The organism is Pseudomonas sp. Tri1 (genome assembly GCF_017968885.1).
Lineage (GTDB): Bacteria > Pseudomonadota > Gammaproteobacteria > Pseudomonadales > Pseudomonadaceae > Aquipseudomonas.
The window spans coordinates 2,007,608-2,028,068 of record NZ_CP072913.1 but is presented as its reverse complement, the minus strand read 5'-3'; the positions used below and the strand labels follow the sequence as shown (position 1 = coordinate 2,028,068).

The 20,461-nt window shown below is 63.9% G+C and carries 7 protein-coding genes; 3 read left to right on the top strand and 4 right to left on the bottom strand.

From position 1 onward, the window contains the following. Nucleotides 1–193: 193 nt before the first annotated feature. A complete protein-coding gene (locus J9870_RS09000; protein WP_210643582.1) occupies nucleotides 194–13,180 on the bottom strand; it encodes a non-ribosomal peptide synthetase in 12,987 nt (4,328 codons plus the stop codon). Between the two features lie 271 nt (nucleotides 13,181–13,451). Between J9870_RS09000 and J9870_RS08995 the strand changes: the two genes are divergently transcribed. Further along, entirely contained in the window at nucleotides 13,452–14,000 is a 549-nt protein-coding gene (locus J9870_RS08995; protein WP_025212663.1) for an RNA polymerase factor sigma-70, read from the top strand. A 129-nt stretch (nucleotides 14,001–14,129) separates the two neighbouring features. On the opposite strand, the gene J9870_RS08990 is transcribed toward J9870_RS08995, so the two are convergent. The 3 genes from J9870_RS08990 to J9870_RS08980 form a co-directional block, all read right to left on the bottom strand. Beyond that, nucleotides 14,130–15,143, bottom strand: coding sequence for a GNAT family N-acetyltransferase (locus tag J9870_RS08990; RefSeq protein ID WP_210643581.1), 1,014 nt, complete (start codon nucleotides 15,141–15,143; stop codon nucleotides 14,130–14,132). 69 nt (nucleotides 15,144–15,212) lie between these two features. Beyond that, nucleotides 15,213–15,989, bottom strand: coding sequence for an ABC transporter substrate-binding protein (locus J9870_RS08985; RefSeq protein ID WP_210645167.1), 777 nt, complete (start codon nucleotides 15,987–15,989; stop codon nucleotides 15,213–15,215). A 113-nt stretch (nucleotides 15,990–16,102) separates the two neighbouring features. Beyond that, nucleotides 16,103–16,729 carry a TetR/AcrR family transcriptional regulator gene (locus J9870_RS08980; RefSeq protein WP_210643580.1) on the bottom strand — a complete coding sequence of 209 codons (627 nt, stop codon included), beginning with the start codon at nucleotides 16,727–16,729 and terminating at the stop codon, nucleotides 16,103–16,105. Nucleotides 16,730–16,909: 180 nt separating this feature from the next. Here J9870_RS08980 and J9870_RS08975 point away from each other — a divergent pair, with 180 nt between their 5' ends. Both J9870_RS08975 and atuC read left to right on the top strand, forming a co-directional pair. Further along, the gene (locus J9870_RS08975) at nucleotides 16,910–18,700 is read left to right on the top strand and encodes an acyclic terpene utilization AtuA family protein (RefSeq protein WP_210643579.1); all 1,791 of its coding nucleotides are present in this window, start codon (nucleotides 16,910–16,912) and stop codon (nucleotides 18,698–18,700) included. Between the two features lie 142 nt (nucleotides 18,701–18,842). Further along, on the top strand, nucleotides 18,843–20,459 hold the full coding sequence (gene atuC, locus J9870_RS08970) for a geranyl-CoA carboxylase subunit beta (protein WP_210643578.1): 1,617 nt from the start codon (nucleotides 18,843–18,845) through the stop codon (nucleotides 20,457–20,459). The last annotated feature ends 2 nt before the right edge of the window (nucleotides 20,460–20,461 follow it).

The window sequence follows — 20,461 nt, the reverse complement described above, 5'->3', positions numbered from 1 at the left end:
CCTCCTTGTTTTGAGTGAGGGAAAGCCTTGGGAAGACTGAGCCGTACAGGGTGAGGCGTCAACCTAGGGCTTTGCGGTGTTAGTCATGACGCCATCGCGAGCAAGCTCGCTCCCACACTGGGTTCGCGGTGATCACAAATCCCTTGTGGGAGCGAGCCTGCTCGCGATGAGGCCCCTTATAGACGCCGCAAAACTACAATCCTTCCAATTCCGCCATCAAATCATTCAACCGATCCACCTTCTCCTCAGTGATCTCACTGGCCGCCAAGCCATCGATGTAGTCGGCCAGTTCCTGCACCGTGCTGCATTCGAACATCGCCCGCAGCGGCACGTTGCGTTGCAGGGCTTTTTGCACCCGCGAGGCGATTTGCGTCGCCAGCAGGGAATGACCACCCAGTTCAAAGAAGTTGTCCCGCACCCCCACTCGCTCGACTTTCAGCACCTGGGCCCAGATGTCCGCCAGGGTCTGCTCCAGTTCGTTGGCAGGCGCCTGGTAGTCGTGGCTTTGCAACTGGCCGATCTCCAGGGCCGGCAAGGCTTTGCGGTCGAGTTTGCCGTTGGCGTTGAGGGGCAGGCGATCGAGCCACAACCAGTGCAGCGGCACCATGTATTCCGGCAATTCACTGCGCAGGCGCTGCTTGATGCGCTCCAGGCGTTCGCTCGGGTTCAGCGCCGTGTCGGCGGCCACCAGGTAACCCACCAGATGTTTGCCGTTGACGCCCTCCTGCACACCCACCGCTCCATCGCGCACCTCGGGTTGTTCATGCAGTCGCGCTTCGATCTCTCCCAATTCGATGCGGTAGCCACGAATCTTCACCTGATGGTCGATGCGCCCGACGTACTCCAAGACCCCGTCGCTGCGCCGCCGTGCCAGGTCGCCGGTACGGTACAAACGCTCCCCCGGCGCGCCGAAAGGATTGGGCACGAACACCGGTGCGGTGCGCAACGGATCGCTGACATAACCGCGCCCAACCCCGGTGCCCGCCACGCACAACTCACCCACCGCACCCAACGGCACCAGGTCCAGCGCGCCGTCGAGCAGGTACAAACGGTTGTTGTCGGTGGGTGTGCCAATCGGCAGATACGTACCACGGGTCGAGGCCAGGTCGACCCGGAAGAACGCCACGTCATCCGAGCACTCCGCCGGACCGTAGGCGTTCACCAGGCCGATGTCCGGGTAACGCAACAGCCATTGATGGGCCAGCTCCGGCGGCATTGCTTCGCCGGTGGGCAGCATCCAGCGCAGGCCATCCAGGCCGATACGCTCCTGGGCGAGCATGCCCTGGATCAGCGACGGTACGCTTTCCAGCACGCTGATGCCCTGGCGCTGTACATGCTCCAGCAACCCTTGCGGGTCGTGGGCGATGGCATTGGGCACTATGTCGACCCGGGCGCCGAACAACGGCGCGGCGAGGAACTGCCACACGGAAATATCGAAACTCTGAGACGCGGTCTGGGCGATCACATCCGCCTCGCTCAGCGCCAGGTACGGCACTTTGCTGAGCTGGTTGTTGAGCATGCCGCGCTGCTCCACCATCACGCCTTTGGGCAGCCCGGTGGAGCCGGAGGTGTAGATCACGTAGGCCAGGTTGTCCGGCCCGCTGTAGACGCCGGGGTTTTCCTGCGACACAGCGCTGGCCTGGATGGCTTCCCACACCAGCAACTTCGGCCGCCCGGCACAGGCGAACTCCTCCAGCAGCGCCAGCGCCTGGGCCTGACAGGCCTGGGAACAAACCAGCAGCGGCGTGCGGCTCAGTTCGATGATGCGGCTCAGGCGCTGGCTCGGCAGGCCCGGATCCAGTGGCAGGTAACCGGCACCGGCCTTGAAGCTGCCGATGATCATGCCCAGCAGGTCCGCATCTCGTTCGGCCAGCAGCGCCACCGGCTGATCGAGCCCGACGCCGGAAGCGATCAAGGCGTGGCCGAGGCGGTTGCTGCGGGCATTCAACTCGGCATAGCTGTAGCTCGTGTCCAGGCAACTGACGGCGATGCGGTGCGGATGGGCCGCCACCCGGGCCTCGAACAGCTCTACGTAACTCTGCTCCAGCGGATAGACGTGCTCACTCTGGTTGCAGCCGTCGATCAGGAAAGCCTGCTCTTCGGCGCCAATCAGCGGCAGCTCGGCCATATCACCGTGGAAACCTTCCATCAGCGCCAGCAGCAAGCGCTTGAACTCGCCGAGCAAGCCTTGGACGGTGGACTCATCGAAGTAACGCTGGTCATACGAAAGGTGCAGCCCCAGGTCATCCCCTGGATAGCAGACCGCCGTCAACGGGAAGTTGGTGTGGGTGCGGCCCGAGTCCGAAGTGGCATTGAGGCTTTGGGCGCGGTCCAGCACCGAGACTTCCACCGGCGCGTTCTCGAACACGAACAAGCTGTCGAACAACGGCTGGCCCTTGGGCAGTTCGCTGACCTCCTGGATGCTCACCAGCGGCAGGTATTCGTACTCGCGCAGTTGCATGTTGCTGTCGAGCAAGGCGCTGAGCCACTGGCGCACGCTGCATGGCTGGTGGTCCTCGGGCATCTGCACCCGCAAGGCGATGCTGTTGATGAACAGCCCCACCGTGCGCTGCATCTGCGGCAACTCCACCGGACGCCCGGCGACGGTGACGCCGAACAGCACGTCGCGCTCACCGCTGACTCGCCGTAGTAGCAGGGCCCACGCCGCCTGGGCGAAGGTGTTGACCGTCAGTTGATGGGCCTGGGCCAGCTCCCGCAACCGCGCACCGTCTTGGGCATCGAGGCGGGTGTAGCAGTCGCCGACGATCATGCCGCCGCTGTCACCGGCGTGCTCGCGCAGGAACGGCCGGTCGCTGGGAATCGGCGTGGTCCGCGCAAAGCCTTGCAGGTTGCGCTGCCACCACTGCCGGGCTTCGGCCAGGCTCTGGCGCTGTAACCAGCCGATGTAGTCGCGATAACGCGGCGGCACGGCCAGTTGCGCTTCGCGGTTTTCGCCCAGGGCGGTGTAGAGCTCGAAGAAGTCATCCATCAGCAACGAACGGCACCAGGCATCGATCAGGATGTGGTGGTTGCTCATCATGAACCAGTAGCGCCCCGCGCCAACCTGGATCAGCCGCAGGTGAAACGGCGCCTGGTTCAGCAGATCGAAACCGGCCTCGCGCTCGTTTTTGAGCAGCGCCTGGAGTTTGGCTTCCTGCGCGTCTTCGGGTACTTGCGACCAGTCGAGATAATCCACCGGTGTGCTACCGGGCTTGTGGATGATTTGCAGCATGTCTTCACCGACGTTCCAGCAGAACGAGGCGCGCAAGGCTTCGTGACGGGCGATGACCGCTTGCCAGGCCTGGGCGAAACGCTGCGGATCGAGCTCACTGTTGATGCGGTAGCGATCCTGCATGTAGTACAGGCCGGTGCCCGGCTCCAGCAGCGTGTGCAGGAGCATGCCTTCCTGCATCGGCGTCAGCGGATAGACGTCTTCGATCTGCCCGGCCGGCACTGGCAGGCTGTCGAGCTGGCCCTGGGTCAGTTTCGCCAGGGGGAAGTCCGAAGGCGTCAGCCCACCCGCCTCCTCCGTCAGGCAGTGTTCGATCAGGCGTTGCAGCTCATCGAGGTAGGCTTCGGCCAACGTGGCAATGGCTTGTCGGTCATGGCGCTCGGCACTGAAGGTCCAGCGCAGCACCAGCTCGCCACCGCTGACCTGGCTGTCGACGCTCAGCTCATTGGGGAGCGGCGCGTCGGGATCATGGATTGCGCCCAACGGCGCATCCAGCGGCTGGAACAGCGCATCCTGCCCCAGGGTCTGGTCGAGCTGGCCCAGGTAGTTGAACGTGATCGCCGCTGACGGCAGACCGGCCAGCGCCTCACCAATGGCCGAATCAGCCAGGTAGCGCAGCACGCCATAGCCCAGGCCCTTGTGGGGCACCGCGCGCAGTTGCTCCTTGATCGCCTTGATCGACGCGCTGAAGTCGTCACCCACCGGGTTCAGGCGCAGCGGGTAGACGCTGGTGAACCAGCCCACGGTGCGGGTCAGGTCGATGTCCTCGAACAGCGCCTCGCGGCCGTGGCCTTCAAGCTGGACCAGGGCCGACTCCTGGCCGCTGCAGCGGCACAGCACCCGGGCCAACGCCGTGAGCAGCAGGTCGTTGACCTGAGTGCGATAGGCACTTGGCGCTTGTTGCAACAACTGCCGGGTGCGCTCAGCGTCCAGGCGCACGCTGACCGTTTCAGCGTGACGCTCCTGAAGCCCGCCGTCAGGACGCGCGCAAGGCAGCGTCACCTGCGGGCCTTTCAACTGAGCCTGCCACCAACCCAGCTCCTCGCGCAGGGATTCGCTGCCGGCGTAAGCCTGCAAGCGCGCGGCCCAGTCCCGCAACGGGCTGGTCTTGGCCGGCAGTCGGGCAGCTTGCCCCGCGGCGATCTGGCGGTAGACGGTCTGCAAATCGTCCATCAACACCCGCCACGACACACCGTCGACCACCAGGTGATGGATGGCGATCAGCAGCCGTTGCCGACCATCGGGCATCTGCGCCAGTACCGCGCGCAGCAGCGGGCCGGTTGACAGATTCAGACTGCGCTGCGTCTCGGCGAACACGCTTTCACTGGCCTGCTCACTCGCCACGGATACTGTCTGCAACAGCGCCGCTTCGGACAATGGTTGGTGCTCGGCGCACCAGTGGCCGGCGCGCTCGTCGAAGCCCAGGCGCAAGGCATCGTGCTGCTGGAAGACCGTGCGCAGTGCCTGCTCCAGAAGATGAGGGTCGAGGGTGACGGCCGGCTCCAGCAGCAATGCCTGGTTCCAGTGATGCCGGTTGGGCATCTGGCTGTCGAAGAACCAGTGCTGGATCGGCGTCAGCGCGGCCTCACCGTCCAACAGCCCCTGCTCGGCACTCACCTGCTGGCTGTGGCTGGCAACAGCGGCCAGGGTCTGCACGGTCTGATGCTGGAACAGGTCGCGGGGGGTGAAATGGATGCCCTGCTGCCGGGCGCGGCTGACCACCTGGATGGACAGGATCGAATCGCCGCCCAGCTCGAAGAAGTTGTCGTTAAGGCCCACTTGCCCCACGTTCAGCACCTCGCACCAGATCGTCGCCAGGGTCTGTTCCAAGGCATTGCTCGGCGCCACGTAGTGTTGGCGATTGAGTCCGGGATCGGGCATCGGCAAGGCGCGGCGATCGAGCTTGCCGTTGGCGGTCAGCGGCATGCTCGCCAGCAGGATCAGGTGCGTGGGCACCATGTAGTCCGGCAGTTGGGCCTTGAGGTGGTTTTTCAGTGCTTCGCGCAGGGCCGCTTGTCGGTCGGCGTCCTGTTCGGCGATGTCGGTCAGCAGGTAACCAGCCAGTTGCTTGCCCCCCGGCATGTCGAGGGCCAATACCACGGCCTCGCGCACCCCATCGTGCTCCAGCAGGCGGGTTTCGATCTCTCCCAGTTCGATGCGGAAACCGCGGATTTTTACCTGATGGTCGATGCGTCCCAGGTACTCCACCAAACCGTCGGCACGCTGGCGCACCAGGTCGCCAGTGCGATAGAGCCGTCCGCCAGCGACGGCGAACGGGTCGGCGACGAAACGCTCGGCGGTCATGCCCGGGCGTTGGTGATAACCCTGGGCCAATCCCGCGCCACCGACGTACAACTCACCCGTGGCACCTTGCGGCACCAGCGCCAGGTCAGCATCGAGGATGTAGGCGACCCGGGCGCCAATCACACTGCCAATCGGCACACTGGCCGCGCCCGTCTCCAACTGCTCCGGGGCCAGGCTCGCCAACGGCATGACCACGGTTTCAGTCGGACCATAGGCGTTGAAAAACAGGCTCGGGCTGAACCCAGCGCGAATGCGTTGCAAGTGCTCGCCGGTCAGGGCTTCACCGCCGGTGATGCACATGCGCACTGGCAGGGTTTGGCCTTGGGTCGCCAACCATTGCGCCAATTGGCTGCCATAGCTGGGGGTGAAACCCAGGATGTTGACGCCATGCTGGCGAATCAGCCCGCAGATTTCCTCGGCATCCCACTGTCCCTGGGCCCGCAGCACCACTTGGGCGCCGCTGAGCAGCGGCACCAGCAGGCGCTCGGTGGCGGCGTCAAAGTTGATGGAATAGAAATGCAGCTCGCAATCGTCCGCTCGCATGCCAAAGCGCTCGATCACCGCCTGGCAATGCATGGCGATTTCACCGTGGGACACCACCACGCCCTTGGGCTTGCCGGTGGAGCCGGAGGTGTAGATCAGGTACGCCTGGTGCTGCGGCAGGTTGATCAACGGCAGTGGGTGATCCGGATATTGCGCCAGGGCCGCCGAATCGTCTTCCAGGCACCAGCAACCCACACCTTCAGGCAACGCACCGAGGGCCTGGAGCATCGCCCGGTCGCTGAGCAGCAAGCCTACGCCGCTGTCCTCGATCATGTAGCTCAGGCGGTCCAACGGATATTCCGGGTCCAGCGGCACGTAGGCACCGCCGGCCTTGAGGATCGCCAGCAGGCCGATGACCATTTCCAGCGAACGCTCCAGGGCCAGGCCGACCCGCACCTGCGGCCCGACACCCCGCTCGCGCAACATCCAGGCCAGGCGATTGGCGCGGCTGTTCAGTTGTGCATAAGTCAGGGTCTGCCCGGCAAACGTCAGGGCCGGCGCGTCGGGTCGAGCCTGGACCTGTGTGTCGAACAGTTCATGAATGCATTGATCCAGGCGATGTTCACCGGGTTCGACACCGAGGCTATCGAGCAGTTGTTGCTGTTCGCCAGCGTCCAGCAATGGCAGCTCGCTCAGCCGTCGGCTCGGATCGACCAGCAAGGCTTCCAACAGATTGCGCCAGTGCCCGGCCATGCGCGCGATGCGCGGTTCGTCGAACAGGTCGGTGCTGTAGGTCAGGCAGCAACCCAGGCGATGGTCGAGGTCGGTGACTTCCAGGTTGAGGTCGAACTTGGTCGCCCGGGCGTCGTTGACCAGGTATTCGACGGTCATGCCGGCCAGCATGCGGCTCTGCTGGAACTCCCAGCGCTGCACGTTGCACATCACTTGGAACAGCGGGTTATAGGCGGCACTGCGCGGTGGTTGCAGGGCTTCCACCAGATGATCGAATGGCAAGTCCTGGTGGGACTGGCCTTCGATCACGGTGTGGCGCACCTGCTCGAACAACTCGCCCACCGACATTTGTCCGTCGAGCTGGCAACGCAGCACCTGGGTATTGAGGAACGCACCGATCAGCCCTTCGCTTTCCGGGCGAATACGGTTGGCCACCGGCGCGCCGATGCGCAGGTCGGTCTGGCCACTGTAGCGATAAAGCAAAACAGCCAGGGCGGCGGTCATGGTCATGAACAGGGTCAAGCCCTGTTGCGCGTTGAAGGCGCGGACCCGGGCGGCCAGGTCATCGCTGAGGTCAAAACGCAACAGCTCGCCGCGATGGCTTTGCACGGGCGGACGCGGGCGGTCGCCGGGCAATTCCAACAATGGGTGTTCACGGCCCAGTTGCCCGGTCCAGTAGTCCAGTTGCCGTTGACGCTCACCGGATTCCAGCCATTGGCGCTGCCATACGCTGTAGTCCAGATACTGCACCGGCAAGGGTGCCAGCGGTGATTCGCGGTCGTCGATAAAGGCTTCGTACAGTGCGCTCAGCTCGCGGGCGAAAATGTCCATCGCCCAGCCTTCGGTGACGATGTGGTGCAGGGTCAGCACAAAGTAGTGCTCCTGCTCGGCAGTCTTGACCAGGCAGGCTCGCAGCAGCGGCCCGGTTTCCAGGTCAAAGGGCTGGTGGGCCTCGCTGTCCGCCAGTTGTTGCACTCGCTGCTGGCGAATGTCGGCGGCCAGCATGGAGAAATCCTTCCAGTCCATGCGCAGGCCTGTCTCGCTGTGCACCTGCTGGCGGGCCACGCCATCGACGCTCGGGAACGTGGTGCGCAGGGTTTCGTGGCGCAGGATCAACGCCTGCAACGCGGCCTCGAAACGCCCGACATCCAGCACCCCGCGCAAGCGCGCCATGCCGCCAACGTTGTAGGCCGGGCTGTCCGGCTCCATCTGCCAAAGGAACCACATGCGTTGCTGGGAATGGGACAGCGGCACCGGTTGGCTACGATCGACCGGCTCGATGGGCGGCTGGCGGTTGGTCTGGCCGTTGGCCTGGATCAAGCGCACCTGTTCAGCAAACGCGCCAAGCTCACTGGCCTCGAACAAGGTGCGCAGCGGCAGCTCGACGTCGCAAGCCTGGCGGGTGCGGGAAACGATCTGGGTCGCCAGTAGCGAATGGCCGCCCAACGCGAAGAAATCATCCCGCAGGCCCACCCGCGCAAGACCCAGCACATCGCGCCAGATACCCGCGATCTGCTGCTCAAGGGCACTGACCGGCTCGACATGCTCGCGCACCAGCCATTGCGGTTCGGGCAAGGCGCGGCGGTCGAGCTTGCCACTCGGGCTCAGGGGCATGGCGTCCAGACGCAGCAATTGCGCGGGCACCATGTATTCCGGCAGTTCGGCGGCCAGGGCGGTTTTCAGCCGAACACTCTGGGCATCCTCGCTTTCAGTGACCTGCGCAGTGGTGTAATAGCCAATCAACTGCGGGCCGGCCGAGGTGTCGCGCACCAGCACCGCCACTTGGGCGACACCGTCCTGAGCCAGCAGGCGCGCTTCGATTTCCTGCGGCTCGACCCGGAAGCCACGCAGCTTGACCTGCTGGTCGAGGCGGCCGAGGTATTCGATCACCCCATTGGCGCTCCAGCGCACCAAGTCGCCAGTGCGGTACAAGCGCGCGCCCGCCGCGCCCAGCGGGTCGGCGACAAAACGCTCGGCACTCAAGCCCGGACGCCCGAGATAACCCCGGGCCAGGCCCTGGCCGCCGATGCACAACTCACCCGGCACACCCACCGGCACGGGACTGAGCTCACTGTCGAGTACCCGACACAGCACATTGCCCAGCGGCCGACCAATCGGCGAACGCTCGCCATCGGCTTCGGTGCAATGCCAATGGGTGACGTTGATCGCGGTTTCGGTCGGGCCGTAGCGATTGTGCAGTTGCGCCGACGGCAGCTGCGCCAGCACCCGGTTGCGCAACTCGGCCGGCAAGGCTTCGCCGCCAGAAAATAGCCGGCGCAGGCTGGTGCAGTGGGCGCTCAAGGGTTCGTCAATAAACAGGCTCAGCAGCGGCGGTACGAAGTGCAGCGTGGTCACGCCAAATTGCCGGACCAACTGGGCGATGCGGTGCGGGTCGCGGTGTTCACCCGGGCCGGCCAGCACCAATTGGCTACCGGTGATCAGCGGCCAGAAGCATTCCCACACCGACACGTCGAAGCTGATCGGCGCTTTTTGCATCAGCACATCGGATTCGTCCAGGGCGTAAGTGACCTGCATCCATTGCAGGCGCTCGGCCAGGGCCGCGTGGGTGTTGCCGACGCCTTTCGGCTGGCCGGTGGAGCCGGAGGTGTAGATCACGTAAGCCAGGTGATCGCCGTGCAAGTGCAGGCCCGGCGGGTTGCTCGGCCATTGCTCCAAATGCAAGGCGTCCATGGCGATGACGCTGACGCCCTCGCAGGCCGGCAAGCGTTCGAGCAACGCGGTTTGCGTCAGCAGCAGATCGACGCCGCTGTCGGCAAGCATGTAGGCCAGGCGTTCGGCCGGATAGTCGGCATCCAGCGGTACGTAGGCACCGCCGGCCTTGATGATCGCCAGCACGCCAATGAGCAACTGCGGCGAACGCTCGGCGGCAATCGCCACGCACACGTCCGGGCCGACGCCTTTGTCTCGCAGGTAATGGGCCAGGCGATTGGCCTGGGTGTGCAGTTCGGCGTAATCCAGACAACCATCGTCCCACCGCAGCGCGGTACGCTGCGGTGTACGCCGGGCCTGCTCGTTCAACAGCTCCGGCAACCACTGGCAGGCCGGCGCGCACGGGGCCGCGCCCCACTGCTGCTGTTGGGTGTATTCATCGACGCTCAACAACGGCACATCGCCGATGGCCTGCTGCGGATCGGCACAGACGGCCCGCAACAGGTTGCAGTAATGCGTCGCCAACCGGGCGATGGTCGCTGCTTCGAACAGCTCGTCGGCATAGTCGAACGACAGCGTCAGCCGGCCGTTGCGATCCTCTTCGCTGTGCAGTTGCAGGTCGAACTTGGCTTCGTGGCTGTGCCACGGCAACTCTTCGGCCAATAGCCCCGGCAAGCGGCGCAAGGCGCCCAGGTCACGCTGCTGGTGGTTGAACATCACCTGGAACAGGCCTTGCTCACGCGCCTCGGGAAACGCTTCGAGCAGTTGTTCGAACGGCAGATCCTGATGGGCCTGGGCACCGAGCGTGGCTTCCCGGGCCTGGGCCAGCAGCGCGGCGAACGGCTGGCGCGAATCGACCTGCCCGCGCAGCACCTGGGTGTTGATGAAAAAGCCGATCAGCCCCTGGGTTTCCAGGCGCGGACGGTTGGCGTTGGGCACGCCAATGCGAATGTCGGACTGGCCGGTGTAACGTTGCAACAGCGCCTGGAAAGCTGCCAGCAACAGCATGAACGGGGTGGCCTCATGGGCCTGGGCCACTTGGCGCAAGGCATCGCCCAACCCCTTGTCCAAGCGCAAGCTATGCCGCGCGGCGCTGCGCAGGTGTTGCGCGCTACGGGGATGATCCGTGCTCAGCGCCAGGGTTGGATGGTCGTCACCCAGCTGCTGTTTCCAATACGTCAACTGACGCCCGGCCTCCCCCTGGGCCAGCCACTGGCGCTGCCAACTGCCGTAGTCGGCGTACTGCAACGGCAAGGGCGCCAGCACGGCGAGCTGCCCTTGGCAGGCTGCGGCGTACAACCGGGAAAACTCATCGATCAGCAGGTTCATCGACCAGCCGTCGGCGATGATGTGGTGCAGCGTCACCAGCAACTGCTGGTCGTCGTCATCGAGGCGCAACACGCTGACCCGCAGCAATGGCCCCTTTTCCAGATCGAACGGTATGGCCGCTTCATCTTCCCGAACCTGCCGCGCCCGGGCTTCACGCTGGTCGGCCGGTACGTCGCGCAGGTCGATCACTTGCAGCTTGAACTCGCCAGCCGGGTCGACCTGTTGCAGGGCCACACCTTCACGTTCCAGAAAGCGCGTACGCAGGGATTCGTGGCGCTGGATCAGTTGCTGGAAACTGACGCGCAAGGCCGCTTCGTCCAGCTCGCCACGCAGGTGCAAGGCGCCGGGAATGTTGTAGGCATGGCTCGTCGGATCGAGCTGCCAGGTAATCCACAAACGATTCTGGGCCAGGGATTGCGGCAAGGCTTCGTGGCGCGGCAAGAGGCTGATCGCGCCCTGGGCCTGACCGCCATCCTGCTGTTGGTTCGCCACCGCGGCGGCAAATTCGGCCAGGGTCGGGGCTTCGAACAACAGACGCAGGTTGAGCTCCAGGCCCAGGGCTTCCCGCAGGCGCGCGATCACTTGGGTGGCGGCGATAGAGTTGCCGCCCAGCAGGAAAAAGTGATCGTCAGCCTGGACCTGTTGGACCTGCAATTGCTCGCACCAGACCTGACCGATCAGCGCTTGCAACGGCGAAGACGGGGTCGCTTTACGGGCCCCTTCAACCTCGGCGAACGGGAACAGCGCATAACTGTCGAGGCTGCCATCCGCCAGCCGGGTGCGGCAAGCCGAGCGCTGCAACTTGCCGCTGGAGGTCTTGGGCAACGCGCCGGGGTTGAGCAGCGCCACTACGCTCGGCGCCTGCTGACAGGCTTCGGCCACGGCCTGGCGAATGGCGTTGATCAAGGCCTCGGGCGGCAGGATCTTCTGCACGCTGCGGCTGATTTCCGCTGCGATGCCAATGCCTTCTTCACCGCCGTCGTTGACCGCGAACGCCGCCACCCGGCCCTTGCGCACAACGTCTACTTCACGCTCGACGGTTTGTTCGATGTCCTGGGGATAGAGATTATGACCGCGCACGATCAACAAGTCCTTCAGGCGACCGGTGACGAACAGCTCGCCGTCCCGCCGGAACGCCAGGTCGCCGGTGCGCAGCCAAGTGCTGCCGTCATGCTGGACAAAGGTCTTGGCGCTGGCTTCGGGGTTGCGCCAGTAGCCATGGGCGATGCTTGGCCCGCTGGCCCAGAGTTCGCCCACTTGATTGTCGGCCAATGGCTGCAACGTAGTCGGCTCGACGATTAGCACCGCGTGCCCGGGCTGGCTGACACCGCAACTCATCACCGCGCAGCCCTGCCCCGGCTCGGCGCGGTTTTGCGCCAGTGCCGCGTCATCCAGCCGTAGCAAAGGTATACCGTGGCGGCGCGGCGTACCGGCGACGAACAGGGTCGCTTCAGCCAGGCCATAGGAGGCCATGAAATTGTCTGGTGTGAAGCCGCACGGGGCGAACTTGTCGGCGAAACGCTCCAGGGTGTCGAGGCGGATCGGCTCGGAGCCGGAATAAGCCACGCGCCAACCACTCAGGTCCAGACGCTGGAGGGCTGAATCGCTGACCCGTTCGCTGCACAGCCGATAGGCGAAGTCCGGGCCGCCGCTGATGGTGCCGCCGTACTCGCTGATCGCTTCGAGCCAACGCAGCGGCCGGGCGAGGAAGTACGCCGGCGACATCAACACGCAGGGTACGCCGCTGAAGACCGGCTGCAGCAAGCCACCGATCAGACCCATGTCGTGGTACAGCGGCAGCCAACTGACGATGACGTCGTCGGGGTTCACATCAATGCCGAAACCGTGACGAATCAACGATTCGTTGGCCACCAGGTTGCCGTGGCTGACCTGCACGCCCTTGGGCAATGCGGTGGAACCGGAGGTGTATTGCAGGAAGGCGATGTCATCGTCCTGCAGGGTCGGCGCCTGCCATTGCCCGGCAATGGCCGGGTCGAGGGTGTCGACGCACAACACCGGCGGTGCCGATTCGATGGCTTGCAACGGCTCACGTAGATCGCTGCTGGTGAGCAACAGGCGCGGTTCGGCGTCGGCAATGATCGACAGCAGGCGCTCCTGATGATGGCGACGGGTGGACTCCGGTGGATAGGCCGGTACGGCAATCACCCCAGCGTAGAGGCAGCCAAAGAACGCCGCGACATAATCCGGACCGCTGGGGAACAGCAGCACGGCACGCTCGCCAAATGCCGCTTCGGCCTGCAAGGCGGCGGCAATGGTCCGGGCACGCAGGTCCAATTCGCGATAACTCAACACCACGCCCTGCTCCGCAGTGTCGGCAAGGAAGCGCAAGGCCACCCGATCCGGCGTCAACGCGGCGCGGCGCTGGAGGGCATGGGCCAGGGTGCTGGGGAGTTCGAACGCGTCGGTCATGGGGTTTCCTGCCTGAAATTCGGCTTGCAAGTGGTCACCCATGGGAACGGATAACACCGGCAAATAATTAGTCGGCAACCTCCCGCACCCAAGCGTTTGACGGCCACGGCCCGCGGCAAAGGGCCGCGCCTCTCATGCTGGACTTTGGCGCATCAATAATTCTTCTTCTCAATTGACAATCATTATCATTCATCCTAATTTGTCGCTCGATATGTAGGACGCGTCCGGCAATCCGGCCGCCCTGCTAACTTTTTGCAGCAAGGTGAATTCCATGACGGAACAAGTATCCACAAGCAGGTGCGACTCACCGTTACTTCAGGCATTCGTCGACAATCGAATGATCCTGGTCAAGATCGCGGCGCGCATCACCGGCTGCCGGTCCCGCGCGGAAGACGTAGTGCAGGACGCGTTTTTCCGGCTGCAATCGGCGCCGCAGATCACCTCCTCGTTCAAGGCTCAGCTCAGCTATCTGTTCCAGATCGTGCGCAACCTGGCCATCGACCATTACCGCAAGCAGGCGCTGGAACAGAAATACTCGGGGCCGGAAGAGGAAGGGTTGAACGTGGTGATCCAGGGTGCTTCGCCAGAAACGTCACACATCAACTTTTCCACTCTGGAACACATCGCCGACGCGCTGACCGAATTGCCCAGCCGCACCCGCTACGCTTTCGAGATGTACCGCCTGCACGGCGTGCCGCAGAAGGACATCGCCAAGGAACTGGGGGTCTCGCCGACCCTGGTGAACTTCATGATCCGCGACGCCCTGGTGCATTGCCGCAAGGTATCGGGGGTGCGTGGGGATACCTTCGCCCGGCGCTGATTTTGCGATGGCTTGGTGGTTTGGTTGGTCCCAGCGCGAGCAAGCTCGCACCCACAGGGGGGTGAACACCCAAATCCATTGTGGGAACGAGCTTGCGCGCGATGGCGGCCTGATGACCGCCCCCTGCCCTCACATCAACCCACACCGATCAAAAAACCGCTCCCGCCCCAGAATCATCAGCGCCGCCCGTTTGTGAGGGAAATCGAACTCCTTTGCACAATGGAAACACTGGTTGTGCAGATGACCGATCATCCGCGCGTTATCGGCCCGAGGCTCGGCCACCACGCGCTGGGTACGCGGGTCATCGAGAAACAGGTAATGCACCAGCGCCGACAGCCAGCTCGCCACCTTGTGCGGGCCCCGGTGCTGTTCTTCACCCACCAGCATGTGAATGCCGCGATCGTAGTTCTCGGCGTCATAGAACGGCGCGATTCGATCTTCCTTGGCCCAATAGGCTTCGAAATAGGCAAATGGTTGGTCGTCGAAGCAACCGATCAAGGTCAAGACCCGGGGATCGCTCTGCAGCTTGCTCAAATACTCGCGATGCTGTTCCAGGCTGCCTTCCTCCTGCCAGAAACTCGCCACCCGCGGGCTGTTCTGCCAGCGATTGAAACGCGTCAGGTCCTGCTCGATTTCCAAGGTGCGCAAGGATACCCAGGCCCCCAACCGTGCATCGAAGCGCCGATACACTTCCCCGCGCGGTTTCATGGGCCGACGCGGATGGCGCTTGCCGTCGGTGATGATCATTTGTTGCGGATAACTGCCGCTGAATGACTCTCCCAGCCACGGTTGCGGCAATTGCCAGAACATCGTGCGCTCGCAGACGTATTCGCCGGCACGCTCCGAGCCCGTCAGCAGGCCGCTGAGCAAGGCTTCGCCGGGACGTTCGTCGAGGTGCCAGGTCAGGCGCTGACAGCTGCCATCGCGGGCAAACAGCCAATAGCAGGCCGCCCATAACGCCGGTCCGACGGGGCGATCGTGGATGTCCTGCAAATGCACATGCAGCTCGGGACCACGCTCCAGGCGCAGCCGGATCAGCGGCGCGCCTTCAAGCATCAGGCTCAGGTGACGTTCGGTTTCATCGGCGCCGAGGCGACGCCCCCCAGGCAAGGGCAGCGTCGTCGGGTGATTGAGGTTGGACATGAAGGGGCTCACGTATTCGTCGGTAGTCAACGTGTGACGTGAGCCAGGAAGGGAAATTTAGTGCCGCCCTCAATGGGCGTGCGCCGGTACCAGGTCAATTTGATAGGGTTTGAAAATCGCCAGCAACTGACCGTTGTCCCGGAGTTTTTGCAGCAGCTGTCCAAACGCTTCGGCGGAGATCGGCGCCTGCGGCCGGATCAGCGCGTAATGGTGGTAAATCTGATCGATCCGTTCGGACACCAGCAACTGCGGGCCGACTTCGGGATTGCGCAACACGTAGTCGCTGAGGTACGAACGGGTAACCAGCGCAATATCCGCACGCCCGCGCAGTACCATCAGCAGGTTGCTGTCGTGGGAATAGGTCAGCGTGGCGTTGTATTGCCCGGCCAGGTACTTGGGGTCGGCATTGAATTGGGCAAAGGCGTAGTGGTAGCCGCTGAACAGCGCCAGGCGCTTGCCCCTCAGATCCGTGAAATAGTCTTGCTGACGATCCGGCTGGCGCTGGGTGACAAAGATTTCCGCGTCTTCCAGGCCCATGTCTACCGAGGTATGAGGCACATCCTGCCAGCCCCATTCCGGATTCTCGAAAATCGCCATATCGACCCGGCCTTGCTTGAAATCATTGAAACGGCGCGGAATCGAAGTCGGTACCAGCACGAACTGGTAGTCGGTTTGCGATCGATTCAAGGCTTCCACCATTTGCGGCAGCAGGCCGGTGTCGGCACCGTTCTCGGGGCGAACGGTGTAGGGCGGAAAATGAGCGGCGCCGATCCGGACCAATTGCGCCGCGCTGGCCGGCAACGTCAGGAACATGGCCAGTGCGGCCAAGACGATACGCGAGGTCATCCCCATCTGTGAAAACGTCAAGATAACCCACTCCCCAAAAGTACCCGTCAATACCATCAAGCTAGGCGGTTTCAGCCGCTTAGCCAGCGCGGCCCCTAAAAGACGCCGCTGGATCATCGTTTTTCTTCAAGCACCAGGATCAAGGCTTGTTCGGCCAACTCATCGAGGCTCAGGCTGCCTTCGGCGCGAAACCAGGTGGTGGTCCAGGACAACGCGCCCGTGAGGAAACGCCGGGTAATGAACACGTCCCCGCGAATATACCCGGCCTCCTTGGCCTGGCCCAAGACCTCAAGCCACAAGCGCTCATAAATATCACGCAAAGCCAGCACTTGCCCTTGGCCTTCCTGGGATAATGAGCGCCACTCATAGACCAGCACCGCCATCGCCTCGCCGCTGCCGCCCATGATCGACTGCAATTCACAGCGGATCAGCGCTAGCACGCGCTCGCGCACACTGCCCGCCTCGGCCAGGGCCGCGCGCATCAATGCGGTGTTGTAGCGGATGGTTTCTTCCATCACCGCCCGCAGGATGTCGTCCTTGCTTTTGAAGTGATGAAAGATGCTGCCCGACTGAATACCCACGGCGCTCGCCAGGTCGCGCACCGTGGTGCGCTCGAAGCCGTTGTTGCGAAACAGGTGAGCGGCGCTCTGGAGCAGCTTGCCACGAGCGCTGTCCGGGTCGGTCAGTTGCCCGTGATCGACCAGCTCACGCATCACGCTCAGGGCTTTTTGCTCGTCCACCCGTTCTCTCCTACAGTCGATCAATCAACGTGCAGCCACTGCCCCAAAGCGGCGGGGTGACGCGGGCAATTTAAGCTGGTCGGAACAACCTAGCAAGCGCTCGGGAAGAAGAACCAACGGTCGTTTACAGACCAAGCGCTTGCTTGGTAGTCTCGAACCTCGTTTGTGGGAGGGAACTCCATGCCAAAAACGATCCGAATCGGCTGCGCCAGCGCCTTCTGGGGCGATACCTGCAGCGCTGCGGCGCAACTGGTCGAAGCCGCGGCGCTGGATTACCTGGTGTTCGACTATCTGGCCGAGGTCACGATGTCGATCATGGCCGCAGCGCGCATGAAGAACCCTTTGGGCGGCTACGCCACGGACTTCGTCGAGGTACTTACGCCACTGCTCCGGCGCCTGCATGACGGTCGGATCCGCGTCATCAGCAACGCCGGCGGGGTCAATCCGCAAGCCTGCGCCGCGGCGCTGCAAGCCGCCTGCGATCAGGCTGGCGTACCCTTGAAGATCGCCGTGCTGCTGGGCGATGACCTGCAACCGCACTTCCAACAACTCGCCAGCCAAGGCATCCGCGAGATGTTCAGCGGCGAGCCCCTGCCATCCGCCTGCGTGTCCACCAACGCCTACCTCGGCGCGCCGGGCATTGTCGAAGCCCTGCGTCTGGGGGCCGACATCGTGATCACCGGGCGCGTGGTGGACAGCGCCGTGGTCAGCGCCGCCTTGGTGCACGCGTTCGGCTGGGCCTGGCACGACTACGACAAACTGGCCCAGGCCGCCCTGGCCGGCCACCTGATCGAGTGCGGCGCCCAGTGCACCGGCGGCAATTTCACCGACTGGCGGGAAGTCGCGGATTACGAGCACATCGGCTTCCCCATCATTGAAGTCAGCGCCGACGGCCAGTTCATTGTCACCAAAGCCGAAGGCACCGGCGGGCTGGTCACGCCACTGACCGTCGGCGAGCAATTGCTGTACGAAATCGGCAACCCGCAAAGCTACCTTTTGCCCGACGTGACCTGTGACTTCAGCCAGGTCAAGTTGATCCAGCAAGGCAAGCACACGGTGCGCGTCCACGGCGCCAAGGGCTTGCCGCCCAGCGATCAATACAAGGTCTGTGCCACCTGGCTGGATGGCTTTCGCTGCACGGCTACCTGCCTGATCGCGGGCATCGATGCCGTGGCCAAGGCCGAACGGGTCAGCCAAGCGATCATCAACAGGACCTCGCAAATGTTCAGCCAACGCGGCTGGGCGCCCTTCAGCGAGGTGAACATCGAACTGCTGGGCAGCGAAGCCACTTACGGCCAGCATGGTCGGCGCCAGGACAGCCGCGAGGTGCTGATCAAAATCGCCGTGCGACACCCGCAGAGAGCGGCGCTGGTGCTGTTTTCCAAGGAGATCGCCCAGGCCGCCACTGGCATGGCACCGGGGTTGACCGGTTTGGTCGGCGGCCGGCCAACGGTGTCGCCGCTGATCCGCCTGTTCTCGTTCCTGATCGACAAAACCGCCTGTCGGCTCGATATCGAACTCGATGGCCAGCACCATCCTTGCGCCCTGCCCGCCATCGAGCCGCTGGAGACCGCCGATTTACCGGGCGCCCCGGATCTGCCCAAGCCCCAAGGTCGGGCCGATGCCAGTGTGCCGCTGGTCAAACTGGCGGTGGCACGCTCCGGCGACAAGGGTAATCACAGCAATATAGGCGTGATCGCCCGAGAGCCCGAATACTTGCCATGGATCGCCGAGGCGCTGACGCCGGAGGTGATGGTCGACTGGATGAGCCACGTGCTCGACCCACTACTGGGCCGCGTCGAACGCTGGTATTTGCCGGGCACCCATAGCCTGAATTTCCTGCTGGAAAACGCCCTCGGCGGCGGGGGTGTCGCGAGCCTGCGCATCGATCCCCAAGGCAAGGCGTTCGCCCAGCAGTTGCTGGAGATCCAGATACCGGTGCCGCAAAGCATCGCTGATCAGCTCAACTAGGAGACGGTCGCGGCCCTAAATGCCTGCGATCTGGTGTGTCAGGCAAATTGAATCAACCGCTCAGGGGCTGCTGCGCAGCCAGCGGGGTTAAATCCCCTCGCCACAGGGGTAGCGCTAATCCGTTCAAGCAAGAGGAATCCTCATGCCAGTGATCGAATCGCAGCTTGACCCACACAGCGCCGACTACGCCCGCAATCACGCGGCGATGCTGGCGGGTGTCGAACACCTGCGCCAACTCGAACAGGCCGTGCTGGTCGAAGCCGCCCAGGCCCAGGCTAAATTCGACCAGCGCGGCCAATTGCTGCCGCGCCAGCGCCTGAACCTGCTGCTGGACCCCGGCGCACCGTTCCTCGAACTGGCGAGCCTGGCCGGCTACAAACTGCATGACGACAAGGATGGCAGCCAGGCCGGCGGCGGCCTGATCGCGGGAATTGGCTACGTGTCCGGGGTGCGGGTACTGGTGGTGGCGAACAACAGCGCGATCAAGGGCGGGACGATTTCCCCCAGCGGCCTGCACAAGACCCTGCGCCTGCAACAGATCGCCATGGAGAACAAACTGCCGGTCATCACCCTGGCCGAGAGCGGCGGCGCCAATCTCAATTATGCCGCGCAGATTTTCGTCGAAGGCGCGCGCAGCTTCGCCAATCAGGCGCGGATGTCGGCCATGGGCCTGCCGCAGATCACCGTGGTGCATGGCTCAGCCACCGCCGGCGGCGCTTATCAGCCGGGCCTGTCGGATTACGTGGTGGTGGTGCGCGACAAGGCGCGGCTGTTTCTGGCCGGACCACCGTTGCTCAAGGCCGCCACCGGCGAAGTCGCCAGCGAAGAGGAATTGGGCGGCGCGCAGATGCACGCGCAGGTGGCGGGCACCGCCGAATACCTGGCGGAAAACGACGCCGACGGCGTGCGCCTGGCCCGGGAAATCGTCAGCCTGCTGCCCTGGAACGCGCAACTGCCGCCGCTGCCACAACGCAGCTGGACAGAGCCGCTCTACCCCGCCGAGGAATTATTGGGGCTGATCCCGGACGATCCGAAGAAACCCTACGACGTGCAAGAAATCATTGCCCGCATCGCCGATGGCTCGAACTTCCTGGCATTCAAGAGTGAGTTCGACACGCAGACGATTTGCGGCCACTTGCACATTCGCGGCCATGCCTGCGGCCTGATCGGCAACAACGGCCCGATCACGCCCAAGGGCGCCAGCAAGGCCGCGCAGTTCATCCAGTTGTGCGACCAGAGCCGCACGCCGCTGCTGTTCTTGCACAACACCACCGGGTTCATGGTCGGCACCGAGGCGGAACGCCAAGGCGTGATCAAGCATGGAGCCAAGATGATCCAGGCCGTGGCCAACGCCCGTGTACCCAAGCTGACCGTCGTGGTGGGCGGCTCCTACGGCGCCGGCAACTACGCCATGTGCGGTCGTGGGCTGGACCCGCGCTTCATCTTCGCCTGGCCCAACAGCCACACGGCGGTGATGGGCGGCGCCCAGGCCGGCAAGGTCTTGCGCATCGTCACCGAGGCCACACAGCTCAAGAGTGGCCTGACCCCCGACCCGAAGATGCTGGACCTGCTGGAGCACACCACCGCACAGAAAATCGACAGCCAGTCCAGCGCCCTCTATGGCAGCGCCAACCTGTGGGACGACGGACTGATCGATCCGCGAGAAACCCGCACGCTGGTGGGCTATCTGCTGGACATCTGTCACGAGGCCGAGGTCCGGCCGCTGCAACCCAACAGCTTCGGCGTGGCCCGTTTCTGAGG

What these genes read in the sequence shown, in the direction of transcription:
- J9870_RS09000 (WP_210643582.1), bottom strand. Translation starts at nt 13,180, where the DNA reads ATGACCGACGCGTTCGAACTCCCCAGCACCCTGGCCCATGCCCTCCAG.
- J9870_RS08975 (WP_210643579.1), top strand. Translation starts at nt 16,910, where the DNA reads ATGCCAAAAACGATCCGAATCGGCTGCGCCAGCGCCTTCTGGGGCGAT.
- J9870_RS08990 (WP_210643581.1), bottom strand. Translation starts at nt 15,143, where the DNA reads ATGTCCAACCTCAATCACCCGACGACGCTGCCCTTGCCTGGGGGGCGT.
- atuC (WP_210643578.1), top strand. Translation starts at nt 18,843, where the DNA reads ATGCCAGTGATCGAATCGCAGCTTGACCCACACAGCGCCGACTACGCC.
- J9870_RS08995 (WP_025212663.1), top strand. Translation starts at nt 13,452, where the DNA reads ATGACGGAACAAGTATCCACAAGCAGGTGCGACTCACCGTTACTTCAG.
- J9870_RS08985 (WP_210645167.1), bottom strand. Translation starts at nt 15,989, where the DNA reads ATGACCTCGCGTATCGTCTTGGCCGCACTGGCCATGTTCCTGACGTTG.